A 14600-nucleotide genomic window follows, 5' to 3' on the forward strand; every position below is an offset into this window, starting at 1 on the left:
AAAAAATAACCGTAGCAATGCAGCTACGGTTATCGTTTTGTATTTGCTCGTTCTTTGCGTTCCCAAAGGCTTAAATGCATGTATGGATCGAAGGCCCATTCTGTATAGCCATTGTCTTTATACATGCCAAAATGTAAGTGGGGCGGAAATTTTCCGGCTGTACCAGGAGGTCCATAACCAGTGCTACCAACAAATCCGATTACTTTCCCTGGCTCAACAATTTGTCCAAGCTGTATTTCTTTTGAGAACCCGCCTAAATGAGCGTAATAATGGTAATTGTTATGAAGGTCGCGAATACCAATGCGCCATCCACCAAGGCGGTTCCAACCTTTCGTTTCAATAATGCCATAGCAAGTCGATCTTACTGGCACGCCATATCCGGCAAAAATATCGGTTCCTTCATGAATCCTTCTACCCCCAAAACTTCTTCCAGCGCCGAAAGTACTACGGTAGCTATGGTCACTACGGATCGGAAGAGGAAAAGCATTTCCCTCTAAATTAATACGGCCATAATGTTTATAAATTTGGGCATATTCGCTAATTAAATCAACTGTTTTTGCACGTCTATAATATTCCCAGAGCATAATTTTAATACGGTCTTCTGACGTTCCTTGTTTCCTTAAAATAGTCGCTGCGGTATGCAGAAGATCACGGTCGCTATTTGCATTTGCAAATCCATCTTTGTCACCATCTAAACCTATTCCGCCAAATAGAGAAATTGTATGGGGGAGAGTATCGTTACTATTAATAGGTCCAGCCCATATTTCTGGTTTGAAATAAAGGGAAATGATGGCATCTGGTTTTTTCGGAATATCTTTTCTTACGCTCCGTATATTTCTTTCATATTGATCCATTGCAGCTAAGTAATACCATGGAATGCCTGAAGACTGCTCGGTTTCTTTATATAGTGCCATGCGCTTTTCGTATATGCTTTGCTGATTATCTTCACCGTAAGCGATGTTTTGGTGGAGAAGAAAACAAATAGAAAGCAAAAGAGAAATTTTTCGAAGCATGAAATAGACTCCTTTCACAACATCACTCTTTTTAGTGTGGGATATACGGAGTATTTCATTATAGGGAACGATTGGAAAAAATCTTAGAATCTTCATTTGAGCAAATCGCTTTCATACGTTAGAATAGATATGTTACATTGAAAGAAGCGAACACGGTAAACTATTTCATATTGTGCGGAGTTGATAACCATGACAAAACAAACAGAATATAAGCGCAAGCCCGAATGGTTGAAAATTAAGTTAAACACGAATGAAAACTATACAGGCTTAAAGAAAATGATGCGTTCTAAGAATCTTCATACCGTTTGTGAAGAGGCAAAATGTCCGAATATTCATGAATGCTGGGCTGTAAGAAAAACAGCAACATTTATGATTTTAGGTGCGGTTTGTACACGTGCTTGTCGTTTTTGTGCGGTTAAAACAGGCTTACCAACTGAGCTTGATTTACAAGAACCAGAACGCGTAGCAGATTCAGTAGTACAAATGGGCTTAAAGCACGTTGTTATAACAGCGGTTGCACGTGATGATTTAAAGGACGGGGGAGCAGCTGTTTTTGCTGAAACAGTACGCGCAGTACGTCGTAAAAACCCATTCACGTCTATCGAAGTATTACCATCTGATATGGGTGGAGTAGAAGAAAACTTAAAAATGTTAATGGATGCAAAACCAGATATTTTAAACCATAACATTGAAACAGTACGTCGATTATCTGACCGAGTTCGCGCTAGAGCAAAATATGAACGTTCATTAGAGTTTTTACGTCGAGCGAAAGAAATGCAGCCTGATATTCCAACTAAATCGAGCATTATGGTGGGCTTAGGCGAAACGAGAGAAGATTTAATTGAAGCAATGGATGACTTACGTGCAAACAATGTGGATATTTTAACTCTTGGGCAATACCTACAACCATCTAAGAAGCATTTACCAGTTCTTAAATATTACCCACCAGCAGAATTTGCAGAGCTTAAAGAAATTGCACTTAGCAAAGGATTTAGCCACTGTGAAGCTGGCCCACTTGTGCGTTCTTCTTACCATGCGGACGAGCAAGTACGTTCTGCAAAAGAAAAAACAGCAGAAGCTAAATAATGAAAAAAGAGAGCTAATGATTAGCTCTCTTTTTGTTTGTACTCTAAAATGGTATTTGGACATGTTAATAAAATCTTTTTTAATTCTTCTGTGGATAATTCAATTGTAAATTCAGGAACACCAGGTGTAATTAAAATTTTATCGTACTTATAAATAGCGTTATCCACAATAATTGTTACATCGTGTGAATATCCGAAAGGAGCCACACATCCCGGCGTACAACCAGTTTTGTCTCGCAGTTCATCAGGAGAACAGAGAGATAAGCGTTCTCCTGTTAATTCTTTCATCTCTCCCCGGTTGAGCCTTGTGCCCTCTAACGTAAAAAATACGTAATAATCTTCAGACTTTGATTTTAAAAATAAGCTTTTACTTGGAGTGCCTTGTAAGCCAAGTCTCTCGCGTACGATCCGATCCGTCTCATAATCGAGTACTGGTTCGTGTTCGAATTTTTCATAAGAAACATTTGTTTTATGTAGTAAAGCAAGTACGTCTTCGTACATATGAAATGATACCCCTTTCTATTGTTAGAACAGTCTCTTCTCGTGGCGTCAACTGAATGTTTTGGAAAGGGATATTACTTGGACGATGTTTCCCATAAGCGTTTTATGATACATTGTTCGTCGATTGTAATTTCGTAAATATCAGGATTCGTTAAAGTTCTCCATTCATTAAAGCCAATCGTATGATCAAAATGCTTTAAAATGAGTGTAAGTAAATTGCCATGTGTAACAAGTAGTGTTGTCGTATGGTTTAATTGTAAAACGTCTTGAATAAGCGATAGGGCCCGGTCTGTTGCTTGTTTTGTTGACTCTCCGCCTGAAAAGGCAATATCTATATTTGTAAAAGTAGATTCTAGTTTTTGCATCCAATCATCCATTGGAATGTTGCTCAATATGCGTTCAGTTAATCGTTCATCTTCTTGGATAGATAAGTTAGCTTGGAGCGCATAGGGCCGAATGGAATCGATAGCTCGGACAAATGGGCTTGAAATAATATGATCGATTTGTAGATGATTTTCTAAGAGGAATGTAGCAAGGGTGTTTGCTTGGTCTTTTCCATCGGTCGTTAATTCATCATCACGTTTTTGCCCAATTGCTGAACAATGTCGTATTACAATAATTTTCTTCATAATTCATCCCCATCTTTCAAGTTGACGCTATATACTTCGACAAATGTAGAAATAATTCCTTTTTATTGGAAACAGCATATTGATTTAAATATGTGGAAAAGTAATGTGGATAATGAACATTTGAGGTGCAATCATGAATAAAATGATATGTATTGTATTTAGTCTTTGTTTTTTTATACACTTGTCCACAACTTATGCAGAGTCGAATCAAAAACTAAATTATCCAAGCAATCGAAATAAGTCATTTGTGAGTGAGGATGTTTTTTATAAACAGTTAGATAAGAAAATCTATAAAGAATACAATAATGCAGCATATAGTGTTCGGAAAAAAATCTTATTTAAAGAAGTGGCTGATGAGGAATTTTCTTTCCTACAAAAAACAATCATGGGTTGTCGGAGTAGTGTGATGCTTCAAGATTTTTTTGTTCATCCTGATCGCCAAGTTTATTTTTTCGCTTCCTTTTCTCAAAATGAAGTAGAAGAGTTCCATAAGTACATCGTTATAGATGCAGAAACAAAGAGGGAGCTGCAAGAAGGAAAAAGCTATCACCATTGCGACAATCCATAAAAAATAACCCACCAATCGGTGGGTTATTTTTTACTCCGGCACACTCATTAATTTCGCTTTCATCTTGCGAATAAGAACGACAGCCCCAATTGTGAAGAGAAGGGTAATTCCTTCGGCAACAAAGATATTGATTGTTTTTGTTTGGTAAAGTGCCGCGAAAAAGTCTACAAATGCGTGGAATAGTATAGCGTATACTAGGAAGATATATTTCTTCTGTTTGACTGCGTATAAAACAAGCATTGTAAAGGCGATTTGAAGCACGAGTGCCATAATTCTTTCTAAGCTACCAAGGAAGTATAAGTAGGCAGGTTGCTGAATTAACATGTCCTGTAAAATGCTAAGCTCGGGTTTTTGTTCAATCAGTCGAGCGAAGCTACCATCGTTAATAGAATTAGCAAAGATTAATGCTTGTAATGCAGAAAAACCGCCAATTAAAATAGATTCAATTCCGCCGTGACCAATTCCATAAGCGAAGCCATCTTTATATTCTAGATATTTTTTTAGTAAGAAGAAGAAGGCAACGAAGCGTCCTAATTCTTCAAAAATACCAGCAGTCAATCCGCCATAAATTGCGAAGACAAACGGATTTTCTAAAAATGGAGCGATTGTTGGATTACCGCGCATAAATAGGTGGAATGGTGTTTCAAGAATTTGGGTGAATCCGATAAAGATAAGAACACCAACGCCGACCACTTTCCAATTCATATTATATTTTTTACGGAAATAAACGAGTACGATAATTGGGACCAGAATCGAGACAATGAGTTGAAAAATGATGCTGGCAATTACAGTATTTGAAACCATACTTTCACCGCTTTCTAATATATGTACATATCTATTATGCATGAAATAGGGGAGAGATGAAACTTTTAGAAAGAAAATGAATTTACTTATTGACTCTAACGTTGCGTCATACTTTATCGTATGTACTAAGGGGGAGATACAAATGACAATGAGAGTAAAAGAAGTAGCTGATTTAGTTGGAATTAGTGTGCGCACACTGCATCATTACGATGAAATTGGGTTGTTAACCCCAGACGAGACGACAGAGTCTGGATATCGTCTGTATTCCAATGAAAATTTAGAGACATTGCAGCAAATTTTGTTTTTTAAAGAGCTTGGCTTCCCTTTGAAGAAAATTAAAGAGATTATCATGAGTCCATCATTTGATCGCGAAGAGGCACTACAGCTTCATAAGAAGATGCTTCTTGAAAAGCGTGCCAGATTAGATAAGGTGATTGCGACGATTGATAAAACAATTCAGCATACAAAAGGAGAGATTGAAATGACGAATAAAGAGAAATTTGAAGGATTCGATTTCAGCCATAACCCATATGAAGAAGAAGCACGTGAAAAATGGGGAGACGTAGCTGTAGATAAAGCGAACGAATATACAAAAGGTATGTCAAAAGAAAACCAAGAGGAGTTTAATGCTATTTATAGAAATTTAGCAACGCTTAGACACGATGCACCAGATTCTAAAGAGGCGCAGGCAGCTATTAAAGTATGGTACGATTACTTGCAAAACTTCGGTGAATATTCGTTAGATGCTTTTAAAGGACTCGGTCAAATGTACGTCGCTGATGAGCGCTTTACGAAAAATATCGATAAGTTTGGTGAGGGATTAGCGCAGTTTATGTGTGATGCGATGGAGGTTTATGCGGATCGTAATAAAAAATAAAACAGGTGGAGATTTTCTCCACCTGTTTTACTTTTTAATCATATCATTCAAAGTCTGATCTCCCGTATTGTTCAAATGAGGATTTTTACTCATTTCTCGTTTTAACATATCGAGGCTTTGTGTATATTCTGTATCATTTAATGCGCCAGATTGAAGCCCTTGAATTTGAGAAATCAACTTTTGGTCTGTTGATACATATGCTTTATAATAGCGAGGGACGATGGACAAAGCAGCTCTATATACTTGATCCGCTACGAGTTTTGGATCCGTTGTGTTTGCACGGTATACAACGAATACTTCATCATCAGTAACGAGTGTAGCAGCGTTTGTAACGTCAGGAAGTTTGACTGTCATGCTTGTAATCATTTCAGCGACCTTCTCGCGATTAATGGCCCCTACTTGTTTGTTAGATACTTCATGCTTTTGTTTAGAAGAATAACCGACTCTTGTGAGTCTTGTATTTGTATTTTCCGTATGATACATGTCGTTTTTATTGGAAACAAGAACACGGCTTCCTTCTTCACGTTCCATTTCAGCTTTGTTCGCTGATTGGCAGCCTGCAAATAAGGAAAGAGTGAGAAGGGAAAGTAAAATTTGTTTTTTCACGATGTATCACCTCCTTCTCCATAGCATGTACTAATTTGCAATTTTTTGTATTTGAAATTGTTGGTTGTTATGCTTTGTGATACGATAAAAAGAAGAATGCTTAGAGAGGAAGTTAATGATGGAGCAAAAGCAAGAGATTCATGCTACGGTGAGCATTAATAATGTTCAGTACGAAGTAATTAAAAACTTTCGTGACGGTTTTAGTGAAGAAGCATTTAAAGAGCGCTATGCAGAAATTTTAAATAAATATGATTACATCGTTGGGGACTGGGGATATGAGCAACTTAGATTGCGCGGATTCTTTGATGATAGTAACCAACGTGCGACATATGATACGAAAATTAGTACGTTAACGGAGTATTTATACGAGTACTGTAACTTCGGTTGCGCACATTTTGTATTACGAAAAGTGAAGAAATAAAAAAATCCTCTTACAATTGTAAGAGGATTTTTTCATAGCAGTTATACCAATTGTGAGGAGGCTGTTTACTTGAAAAATAAACAGCACCTCGACAAATATAATGATTCTTTTCATACAAACGCAATGAAACGGGATTGCCAGTGAAAGCATCTAATCGTATGCCCGTATAGTCTTTTCGTTTTGCTTCATTTTCCCAAAAGGATAAAAGTACTTTGCTATATCCTTTTCCTTGGGCGAAAGGATGGATGACGAAAGAATGGACGATAAGAAAGCGACCGTGTGTTTCTGACCAATCAATTAGCTCATATTCTGGAGATTGCCACTCATTCAACACAACAGCACTAACGAGCGAATCATGCTCAAATAGGCAGTAGAGTTCACCTTGTTCTAAGTGATAGGCAATATGTTCTCGAGTCGGATATGAATCATCCCATTAATAAATTTTCTTTTGTAAGAGCGCTTTTTTACATTCTGTATACATTGCATCTAATTCGTCTAATAAATTCATCGTACCTTTTCTCACATTTAGCATGAGACTCCCCCTTATAAACAAATTGAAATAGAATCGCCTTCAGAAAGTATTGTATTTGGCTTCATTTGTTGTCCGTTCAATTGAATATCCCCATTTTTAATTTTATCCACAATGCGTGTACGGCTCCAGTCGGAAATATATGTGGATAAGGCTTTATCGATGCGGTGGGAACCGAAAACGATATCTAATACGATCGTGATTTCGGTTATGCCGCTTTCTTGATGTTGCGTAATGGAAATGGTAGTAGTTGTTTCTGGCTGATCCTGCTGCATCATATCGACTGTTTCAACGTGATCAGTAAATGCTTTATAAATACGAAGTTTTTGATTCCACGTATGGTCTTTCGGACATTTATAAATGGCAAAGCGGTATATGTTTTTTCCGTTGGCGTTATGCCTACGAATATTTGTATCGGTAAATAGGGTAGTACGTCTGCAATTTTTACAATATTTTTCGATTGTGTTTTGCTCGTTTTCATATAAACTCCAAGAAAGTTGTACTTTCTGCATTTTCCTTCACCTCTTATAGTAGTGGTAAAGGAACGTAATACAGCTATTTGGATGTCTTGTAGTATGAAGGCATGAGAAAAAGACAAAAATAAAAGGAGGTTCCCCAAAGAGGAACCTCCGTAAACATCATACTACAGATGCAATACGCTCCTTTGTAATGGGAATGGGCAGACTACTCCCTTGAAAAAGCACGGTGCTTTTTTGAGAGTAATGCTATCCAATTGCTGGTCCATTACAAAGTAAATGTTGGCATACGTAGATAACGTCCTTTCTATCCAAATAGATTTATTCTTCATTATAACACGAAAGATTGAAAATTCAAAATACTTGTGATGAAAAAACACCAGCTAAAATAGCTGGTGCATACGATAAATTATATAAGTTCAAATAAAAATGAGCGTAATTCTTCTGCAATTTCTTCAGTCATAGAAAATGCATGCTCTAAGTAGCCTGGTTCGTTTAAATCGTCAGCACCGATGATTGCAAATTTATTGCGTTGCATATCAAGGACAATTGTTTTACCGTAATGACGATCGGAGTATAATAGCGCTAAATCGTGACGCTCATTTTCTCCCATAAAGCTAACGAAACGAGTTTTTGTAGCGACAGTATCGTCGTACAGAAAGAAACGTTCTTCCATACACATGGCTCCTTTATTAAATATCTAAGTTTAAGTGTGGTTTATGATCTAAATGGTGATGTGTTTTAATGAATCGTACTGTTCTTGTTTTGTAACGCATTACGATAGAGTATGTTTCAGCTAAGTCTCCGCCAAGGAATTTAACACCGTCTAATAACTCACCAGCAGATACACCAGTTGCTGAGAAGATTGCATCATCCCCAGATACTAAGTCATCTAACATAAGAAGTTGACGAGGATCTTCTAATCCCATTTCACGACAACGAGCTTCTTCTTCTTCGTTCATTGGAACTAAGCGAGCTTGCATTTCACCTTCAAGGCACTTTAATGCTGCTGCAGAAATAACACCTTCTGGAGCTCCGCCAATACCTACGAATAAGTCGATACCCGTTCCAGGTAGTGCTGTTGCGATTGACGCACCAACATCACCGTCACCAAATAATTTTACGCGTGCACCTTTTGCACGAACACGGTCAATAATATCTTGATGACGTTCACGTTCTTGAACGATAACTGTTAGATCGCGAATCTTTTTATTGTTAGCTTCTGCTACAATTTCAATTGTTTTTTCAATTGGATCATCTAAGCTAATTTTACCAGCTGCTTTTGGACCAACCGCGATTTTTTCCATGTACATATCAGGAGCATGAAGAAGGTTCCCTTTGTCTGCGATTGCAATAACTGCCATTGCATTTGCAAGACCTTTTGCAACGATGTTTGTACCTTCTAATGGATCAACGGCGATGTCTACTTCTGGACCGTTACCTGTTCCTAGTTCTTCACCAATATACAACATCGGTGCTTCATCAAGTTCTCCTTCACCAATTACAACTGTACCTGCCATGTTTACTGAATCGAACATATCACGCATTGCTGTAGTTGCTGCATCATCTGCTTCATTTTTCTTTCCGCGGCCCATCCACTGTGCGGATGCTAAGGCTGCTGCTTCTGTTACACGGACAATTTCTAGTGCGAGTTCACGTTCCAAGATTCCATTCCTCCAATTTCAAAAATCATACAAATATAACTATAACAAATAACGGAGAAAAGGTGAATTCGAAAAATTGTCGATTTTTTCAGAAGAAAGCGTTACAATTAAAATGTAAATGCTTTAATTTCCAGGTAGGTGACATTCATGTATTTTGTAGACAGAAAGAAAATAGAACAAATGCTAGTATGTTTAGAACGAGCAACAAGTACATTTCAAGAGAAAAAGATATATGAAACCGAGTTTGAATTTTACGCATTAGAGCGCATAGCCCATCTTATTATTGATACTGTATTAGATGTAGGAAATGCGATGATTGATGGATTTATTATGCGCGATCCAGGAAGCTATGAAGATATTATTGATATTTTAATGGACGAGCGAGTGATAAGTGAAGAAGATGGACAAGGGATGAAAGAAATTATCCTTCTTCGAAAAATGCTTACGCAAGACTATATTCAAATGAATCATGATGAATTATATAAGACGATTCAAAAACATATTGCAGTGGTAGAGAAATACCCAGCAAATATTCGCAGTTATTTAGAAAAGGAATTAGGACCTGTATCTGCATTTGTACCAGAATAATTATGCTTATAAGATCCCCAGAGAATGCCTTTTGGGGATCTTATATTGTATGTGAGAAAGAAAAGGGAGAAGGGTGAAGTATGGGGGAAGCACGTACTACGAAAGACGAGATTGTACAATTGTTGAAAGTAAAGGGAGAGCACACGGTAGCGGAACTAGCTGACGTTTTAGAGATTACAGAAATGGCGATTCGAAGACATTTAAGTAATCTTGAGAAAGACGGACTCATTTATTCTAAGATGGTAAGGCAACATGTCGGAAGACCAACTTATTTGTATGGATTAAGCGAAAAGGGAGAAGATACATTCCCGAAAGAGTATAAGCAATTTGCGATTGATATGCTAGAAGATTTAGCTCGAATGGGTGATGAAAAAATACTTCGTTACGTTTTAAAAGAGAGAACGAAGCGAATGGAAGAACAGTTACAAAAGAGAGTGAGTAATCAAAAGAATTTAGCATATAAAGTGCAAGAGATAGCAGCTATGCAAGAGAGAAATGGTTATATGGTTCAAATAAAGAGAGATGGAGAGAAATCTTTCGTAATTGAAAAACAAAACTGTCCGTTAAAGGAAATTGCCGAGAGATTCCCGCAAGTGTGTGAAGATGAAAAAGAAATGTATAAGCGTTTATTTACGAACGCAGAAGTGAAAACGCTAGCAAATATGTGCGAGGGAGATTGTAGTTGTTCTTACCAAATAAAAGAGAAAAAATGAACGTTATGGGGCGCTTTAAGGTAAAGCGTTTTTTTCTTTTGGAAAAGCGGGTAATATAAGAGTGGTATGATAAGGTGAGAACGTTAGCATAGAAGGAGAGACATAATCGATGTATAAAGGTTACTTAATTGACTTAGACGGTACGATGTATCGCGGAGAAGAACAAATTGAAGAAGCAAGCGACTTCGTAAAAGCATTAGGAGAGCGCGGCATTCCATATTTATTCGTTACGAATAACTCAACTCGCAAACCGGAACAGGTAGCAGAAAAGCTTGTTCGTTTCGATATTCCAGCGAAAGAAGAGCAAGTATTCACAACGAGTATGGCGACTGCGAACTTCATTTATGAACGTAAACAAGACGCAACTGTATATATGATTGGTGAAGAAGGCTTACACGATGCACTTGTGGAAAAAGGATTTGAACTTGTGGATGAAAATCCTGATTTCGTTGTTGTGGGTTTAGATCGTGACATCACATATGAAAAATTAGCAAAAGCGTGTCTTGCTGTGCGTAATGGCGCGACGTTTATTTCTACAAATGGGGATATTGCCATCCCAACTGAGCGAGGATTATTACCAGGTAACGGCTCATTAACATCAGTTGTAGCAGTATCAACAGGTGTGGATCCAATCTTTATCGGAAAACCAGAATCAATCATTATGGAACAAGCTTTGAAAGTGCTTGGCATAGAAAAAAATGAAGCATTAATGGTTGGGGATAACTACGATACAGACATTTTAGCAGGAATAAATGCTGGTATGCATACCCTTCTTGTCCACACTGGAGTCACAACTGTGGAGAAGTTAACAGAATACGAAGTACAACCAACGCAAGTTGTGCATAACTTGACGGAGTGGATTGAGAAGATGTAATGAAAAAAGCTGTTCCAAACTTTGGAACAGCTTTTTTTCTGATATTTGCTGGCAGCCCGATTGGTGTGGGCTAACATTCAGTTGTGACTAGTGTTGATTTTTATCGGTAAGTCGATATATTTGAAAAATCGCCGATATAATCTGAGTTGCGCCGATATATTTAGAAAATCGCTGATATAATTTTATTAGAATGCACGATTCACAACGTCTTTCACTTCTTCAAGATATTGCTTACGCACACTGTCATCCACAGAAGGAACACTTGTATAGAATGTATGCTCAATTGTTTCAATGCCTGTAAATTCAAAAATACCAACATCCGCTGTTTTCTTCATTGCATCAAACATGCCCCCTGCTGTGTATGCTTCTTTCGTATTGCCCATTGTAGATAATAACAATCCTTTTTTACCGCTTAATAACTTTTCAATGCCGTTTTCACCGTAAGCATAAGCAAATCCATGGCTAAATACACGGTCAACGTATCCTTTTAAAATAGCAGGAAGTCCCGCCCACCACACTGGATAAATGAATGTAATGCTATCAGCCCAAGAGATATGCTCTTGTTCTTCTTTAATATCTTCTGGTGTATTTCCTTGAGAAAATGAGATGAAATCGGAAGCGCCTAATACTGGATTAAAGTTTAATTCGTATAGATCGCGAACGCGTACTTCGTGACCTTTTCCTTCTAATTCACTTTTTACCGTTTCTAAAATCGCATGGTTGAAGCTTTCTGTATTCGGGTGTGCATAAACGATTACATGTTTCATTTTTCTTCCTCCTATTTGTGGATATGTGAATAGCTATTTGTATTTCTGTAACTATTATGGTTACTGATTTTATAGAAGTCAAGTAATACATATGTATGTATAAAAAGACGCTCGAAAATCGCCTTTTTATACCCCGCTCATACAAAGTACAAAGAAGACGAATAAAATGATAACAATACCAATGCCAAAGTTAAATACGAGAGTACTATCCATATATGTAGCCTCCTTGTTTGAAAGTAAAAAGCACTCTAGTTAAGAGTGCTTTTTTATTTTGAATCTACTTTATAACTTTTAGAAAGTGATTCATGCGTGTCATGATTTACATTATTTTATGTATTTATACTTTGAAATGAGTAAGTCCTTGTTGGATATAGAAAAAAAGACACTCGTTGGAGTGTCTTTTAAGATGACAAAATGTGCCAATTGCTTGAGGTTGATAAGACGCTAATTTCCGTTTTAACGCCTTTTCTCTAATCAAGAAGTGTAGCAACAGCGATTCAAATAAATTGTACCATCTGTTTAATAGCTGTGCGTATGCAATTGTGCATATGATGATCATGAGGTAGGTAATGAACTGTGAATAATTTGAAGTGATTTATTTACGATTTCTTCTGCGGCATATATGCCGATTGCGTCTGTTTTTAAAATATGGGGTTGTAAGCTATCATGCATTGCCCCTAACTCACCATGAAGTGGTGCGAAGGCATGGTTCGCCTTTTCAAGCATGCATAAATCAAGTAAAGAATCCCCAGCTGTAATAATCGTATCTATTTGCAAAATTTCTTTTATATATTGCACGGCGTCCCATTTATTAATTGGTTTTGGTACAAAGTATAGCTTTCTACCTTGAAGTGAATGATTCCAGCCTTGTTTGTCTAACCAGGAAGTGAAGGATGATAATTCATCATAAGGAATGTTCTCCCGTTTAATAATGCAATAATGGAATAGATCATCAGCTGTTTTTTGCGATATAACCCAATCTTTATGAGCTATTTGTCCAAATTCCTTTAGTATGTCGTTTCTCTCTATACATTCAACCGATAGTCTTTCTTTTACTGTCCTGTTCCAAGTACCATCTTGTTTCCCATTATGAAGGATATTGCCGCCGTTACTTGTAATGGCGTATTCGGGAATGATTTCGTTTTGGAATAAAGCAATACGCTGAAACTGCTTAATAGTTCTTGTTGTAACTGGGATGAAATGTGAGTGCAGTTGTAATTTTTTTAGTAGTGAAATGGTTTTATGTGATATGAAAGAAATTTCTTTCCCATCTAAAGTTTCAATGAGTTGAATTGATTCATCTTCTATAGGGGCACGAAACGATTTCCGGGAATAAATAAGCGTCTGATCAAGATCACTGGCGAAAATCATATTGTTTCCTTCCTAAGAGGCTTAATGAGCCCGCAACATGAATAAGCCATATTCTCATAGATTTCAATTGGGACATTCTTTTCTTTAGCGAGAAGTAAAATATGCTTTAAATCGGGATTGTTTTGCTTACGTATTAAAATTTTCCACGGTATTCTCCGGAGTAATACACGAGTTGTTTCACCGACTCCTGGTTTAATTAAGTTAATATCGTCAATTTCAAAGTGATTTTGGATAGACTGTATATCTTTTAATCCTTGCCAAGAGGGATCAGTGTAAGTTGAAGTAATATAACGTAATTGATTATCTATATGAGAATGAACAGAAGGGAATAACTCTGTTACCTCATCAACGAAGAAATTTGATAAGTCTTCTTGTTCTAGCTCTTTATAATATTTAACACCATGAAAATCATTTGGACCGATATAGGTGTCATTTAGTACAGTGCGGCTAATGAGTCCAGAGACTGTTGCATTTAAGCAAGCGCTAGGAATAAGAAAATCTTCACGTGTACCGTAAATTGAAGTACAGTAACCGGGATCAGCAAGCACAGCCATACAATGAGAAATGTGTGTATTATTTCGTTCATTAAATGTGTGTACTGCATATTCTAATTCTTTTTTTATTGCACCTTTTCCAGTCCACCCATCAATGAATTGAATTGTTTCTTTAGGGTGATGTTCCAAAATATAATGGAGTGCATTTTCATCAATACCGCGTCCGCGAACAATAGAAATACAATAGTGAGGTACATCAAGGTTGTATTGATAGCGTATGTAGCGTTTGATAAGAATGCCAATAGGTGTACCAGCACGAGCTAATGAAACGAAGACAAGGTTAGTTCCTTTAGTTTGTATAATCTGTTCGGCGACAACTCCAACAGCGATGGCTAGTTTGTGTTTATATTGTTGCAGGGAAGAAAAGAATAAATCCATATACGCTTTAGATGGTTTATATTCCATTGGTAACATTTCGGAATAATGTGTGCCAGCTTGAATTGATTGTTCTCTAGTTTCCGTGGAACTTTCTTTCATTAAATCACTAATATCTTTTAATAGAAAAATAGCATCATTTGGATTGTAACTACTAATATGAGAATTTACTTTTACCATAATTA

General features: G+C 37.0%; 18 protein-coding genes and 1 pseudogene. 7 read left to right on the forward strand and 12 right to left on the reverse strand.

Going from position 1 to position 14600, the window contains the following annotated elements:
- Positions 1-29: 29 nt before the first annotated feature.
- Positions 30-1013, reverse strand: coding sequence for a M23 family metallopeptidase (locus ACTFP3_RS26490; RefSeq protein ID WP_000944665.1), 984 nt, complete (start codon positions 1011-1013; stop codon positions 30-32).
- A 189-nt stretch (positions 1014-1202) separates the two neighbouring features.
- Between ACTFP3_RS26490 and lipA the strand changes: the two genes are divergently transcribed.
- A complete protein-coding gene (gene lipA / locus ACTFP3_RS26495; protein ID WP_000166372.1) occupies positions 1203-2099 on the forward strand; it encodes a lipoyl synthase in 897 nt (298 codons plus the stop codon).
- A gap of 20 nt (positions 2100-2119) precedes the next feature.
- Here lipA and ACTFP3_RS26500 read toward each other — a convergent pair whose 3' ends face one another.
- Both ACTFP3_RS26500 and ACTFP3_RS26505 read right to left on the reverse strand, forming a co-directional pair.
- Positions 2120-2599, reverse strand: a complete 480-nt coding sequence (locus ACTFP3_RS26500; protein WP_086385644.1) for a YbaK/EbsC family protein — start codon at positions 2597-2599, stop codon at positions 2120-2122.
- A gap of 74 nt (positions 2600-2673) precedes the next feature.
- Positions 2674-3228, reverse strand: a complete 555-nt coding sequence (locus ACTFP3_RS26505) for a histidine phosphatase family protein (protein WP_086385643.1) — start codon at positions 3226-3228, stop codon at positions 2674-2676.
- Between the two features lie 133 nt (positions 3229-3361).
- Here ACTFP3_RS26505 and ACTFP3_RS26510 point away from each other — a divergent pair, with 133 nt between their 5' ends.
- Positions 3362-3796, forward strand: a complete 435-nt coding sequence (locus ACTFP3_RS26510; protein ID WP_266008562.1) for a hypothetical protein — start codon at positions 3362-3364, stop codon at positions 3794-3796.
- A gap of 30 nt (positions 3797-3826) precedes the next feature.
- Here ACTFP3_RS26510 and ACTFP3_RS26515 read toward each other — a convergent pair whose 3' ends face one another.
- Positions 3827-4642: a YhfC family intramembrane metalloprotease gene (locus ACTFP3_RS26515; protein ID WP_002164635.1), complete on the reverse strand. Its 816-nt coding sequence runs from the start codon at positions 4640-4642 to the stop codon at positions 3827-3829.
- A gap of 100 nt (positions 4643-4742) precedes the next feature.
- Here ACTFP3_RS26515 and ACTFP3_RS26520 point away from each other — a divergent pair, with 100 nt between their 5' ends.
- The gene (locus tag ACTFP3_RS26520) at positions 4743-5477 is read left to right on the forward strand and encodes a MerR family transcriptional regulator (protein ID WP_266008560.1); all 735 of its coding nucleotides are present in this window, start codon (positions 4743-4745) and stop codon (positions 5475-5477) included.
- A 27-nt stretch (positions 5478-5504) separates the two neighbouring features.
- On the opposite strand, the gene ACTFP3_RS26525 is transcribed toward ACTFP3_RS26520, so the two are convergent.
- The gene (locus tag ACTFP3_RS26525; protein WP_000744132.1) at positions 5505-6083 is read right to left on the reverse strand and encodes a YhcN/YlaJ family sporulation lipoprotein; all 579 of its coding nucleotides are present in this window, start codon (positions 6081-6083) and stop codon (positions 5505-5507) included.
- A 118-nt stretch (positions 6084-6201) separates the two neighbouring features.
- Between ACTFP3_RS26525 and ACTFP3_RS26530 the strand changes: the two genes are divergently transcribed.
- Positions 6202-6504 (forward strand): YutD family protein, encoded by a 303-nt coding sequence (locus ACTFP3_RS26530; protein WP_000435943.1) that lies wholly within the window; start codon positions 6202-6204, stop codon positions 6502-6504.
- 10 nt (positions 6505-6514) lie between these two features.
- On the opposite strand, the pseudogene ACTFP3_RS26535 reads toward ACTFP3_RS26530, so the two are convergent.
- From ACTFP3_RS26535 to glpX, 4 genes and pseudogenes are all read right to left on the reverse strand, one after another.
- Positions 6515-7036: pseudogene (locus ACTFP3_RS26535) on the reverse strand (GNAT family N-acetyltransferase).
- Between the two features lie 11 nt (positions 7037-7047).
- Positions 7048-7545, reverse strand: a complete 498-nt coding sequence (locus ACTFP3_RS26540) for a cytoplasmic protein (RefSeq protein ID WP_440011675.1) — start codon at positions 7543-7545, stop codon at positions 7048-7050.
- A 373-nt stretch (positions 7546-7918) separates the two neighbouring features.
- On the reverse strand, positions 7919-8185 hold the full coding sequence (locus ACTFP3_RS26545; RefSeq protein WP_000392606.1) for a DUF3055 domain-containing protein: 267 nt from the start codon (positions 8183-8185) through the stop codon (positions 7919-7921).
- Between the two features lie 16 nt (positions 8186-8201).
- A complete protein-coding gene (gene glpX, locus ACTFP3_RS26550) occupies positions 8202-9173 on the reverse strand; it encodes a class II fructose-bisphosphatase (protein WP_000439090.1) in 972 nt (323 codons plus the stop codon).
- Between the two features lie 147 nt (positions 9174-9320).
- Here glpX and ACTFP3_RS26555 point away from each other — a divergent pair, with 147 nt between their 5' ends.
- From ACTFP3_RS26555 to ACTFP3_RS26565, 3 genes are all read left to right on the forward strand, one after another.
- Complete coding sequence (locus tag ACTFP3_RS26555) at positions 9321-9761, forward strand: DUF86 domain-containing protein (protein ID WP_000274010.1); 441 nt, start codon at positions 9321-9323, stop codon at positions 9759-9761.
- Between the two features lie 80 nt (positions 9762-9841).
- Positions 9842-10474: a helix-turn-helix transcriptional regulator gene (locus ACTFP3_RS26560; protein WP_326035840.1), complete on the forward strand. Its 633-nt coding sequence runs from the start codon at positions 9842-9844 to the stop codon at positions 10472-10474.
- 109 nt (positions 10475-10583) lie between these two features.
- Complete coding sequence (locus tag ACTFP3_RS26565) at positions 10584-11348, forward strand: TIGR01457 family HAD-type hydrolase (RefSeq protein ID WP_326035841.1); 765 nt, start codon at positions 10584-10586, stop codon at positions 11346-11348.
- A gap of 185 nt (positions 11349-11533) precedes the next feature.
- Here the strand turns inward: ACTFP3_RS26565 and ACTFP3_RS26570 are convergent, their stop codons facing one another.
- The 3 genes from ACTFP3_RS26570 to ACTFP3_RS26580 all read right to left on the reverse strand — a co-directional run bounded on the left by ACTFP3_RS26570 (position 11534) and on the right by ACTFP3_RS26580 (position 14595).
- Positions 11534-12115 carry an NAD(P)H-dependent oxidoreductase gene (locus ACTFP3_RS26570; RefSeq protein WP_000683439.1) on the reverse strand — a complete coding sequence of 194 codons (582 nt, stop codon included), beginning with the start codon at positions 12113-12115 and terminating at the stop codon, positions 11534-11536.
- 555 nt (positions 12116-12670) lie between these two features.
- Positions 12671-13486: an HAD family hydrolase gene (locus ACTFP3_RS26575; protein ID WP_049107544.1), complete on the reverse strand. Its 816-nt coding sequence runs from the start codon at positions 13484-13486 to the stop codon at positions 12671-12673.
- A complete protein-coding gene (locus ACTFP3_RS26580) occupies positions 13483-14595 on the reverse strand; it encodes a cysteine protease StiP family protein (protein ID WP_152122581.1) in 1113 nt (370 codons plus the stop codon). The genes ACTFP3_RS26575 and ACTFP3_RS26580 overlap by 4 nt, the downstream gene beginning before the upstream one ends.
- Positions 14596-14600: the final 5 nt, after the last annotated feature.

It is taken from the genome of Bacillus cereus group sp. MYBK5-2, from assembly GCF_051915685.1.
GTDB classification, from domain to species: Bacteria; Bacillota; Bacilli; order Bacillales; family Bacillaceae_G; genus Bacillus_A; species Bacillus_A cereus.

Coding starts and splice junctions, on each gene's coding strand:
- ACTFP3_RS26490 (WP_000944665.1), bottom strand. CDS start 1,013: ATGCTTCGAAAAATTTCTCTTTTGCTTTCTATTTGTTTTCTTCTCCAC.
- lipA (WP_000166372.1), top strand. CDS start 1,203: ATGACAAAACAAACAGAATATAAGCGCAAGCCCGAATGGTTGAAAATT.
- ACTFP3_RS26500 (WP_086385644.1), bottom strand. CDS start 2,599: ATGTACGAAGACGTACTTGCTTTACTACATAAAACAAATGTTTCTTAT.
- ACTFP3_RS26505 (WP_086385643.1), bottom strand. CDS start 3,228: ATGAAGAAAATTATTGTAATACGACATTGTTCAGCAATTGGGCAAAAA.
- ACTFP3_RS26510 (WP_266008562.1), top strand. CDS start 3,362: ATGAATAAAATGATATGTATTGTATTTAGTCTTTGTTTTTTTATACAC.
- ACTFP3_RS26515 (WP_002164635.1), bottom strand. CDS start 4,642: ATGCATAATAGATATGTACATATATTAGAAAGCGGTGAAAGTATGGTT.
- ACTFP3_RS26520 (WP_266008560.1), top strand. CDS start 4,743: ATGACAATGAGAGTAAAAGAAGTAGCTGATTTAGTTGGAATTAGTGTG.
- ACTFP3_RS26530 (WP_000435943.1), top strand. CDS start 6,202: ATGGAGCAAAAGCAAGAGATTCATGCTACGGTGAGCATTAATAATGTT.
- ACTFP3_RS26540 (WP_440011675.1), bottom strand. CDS start 7,545: ATGCAGAAAGTACAACTTTCTTGGAGTTTATATGAAAACGAGCAAAAC.
- ACTFP3_RS26545 (WP_000392606.1), bottom strand. CDS start 8,185: ATGGAAGAACGTTTCTTTCTGTACGACGATACTGTCGCTACAAAAACT.
- ACTFP3_RS26555 (WP_000274010.1), top strand. CDS start 9,321: ATGTATTTTGTAGACAGAAAGAAAATAGAACAAATGCTAGTATGTTTA.
- ACTFP3_RS26560 (WP_326035840.1), top strand. CDS start 9,842: ATGGGGGAAGCACGTACTACGAAAGACGAGATTGTACAATTGTTGAAA.
- ACTFP3_RS26565 (WP_326035841.1), top strand. CDS start 10,584: ATGTATAAAGGTTACTTAATTGACTTAGACGGTACGATGTATCGCGGA.
- ACTFP3_RS26570 (WP_000683439.1), bottom strand. CDS start 12,115: ATGAAACATGTAATCGTTTATGCACACCCGAATACAGAAAGCTTCAAC.
- ACTFP3_RS26575 (WP_049107544.1), bottom strand. CDS start 13,486: ATGATTTTCGCCAGTGATCTTGATCAGACGCTTATTTATTCCCGGAAA.
- ACTFP3_RS26580 (WP_152122581.1), bottom strand. CDS start 14,595: ATGGTAAAAGTAAATTCTCATATTAGTAGTTACAATCCAAATGATGCT.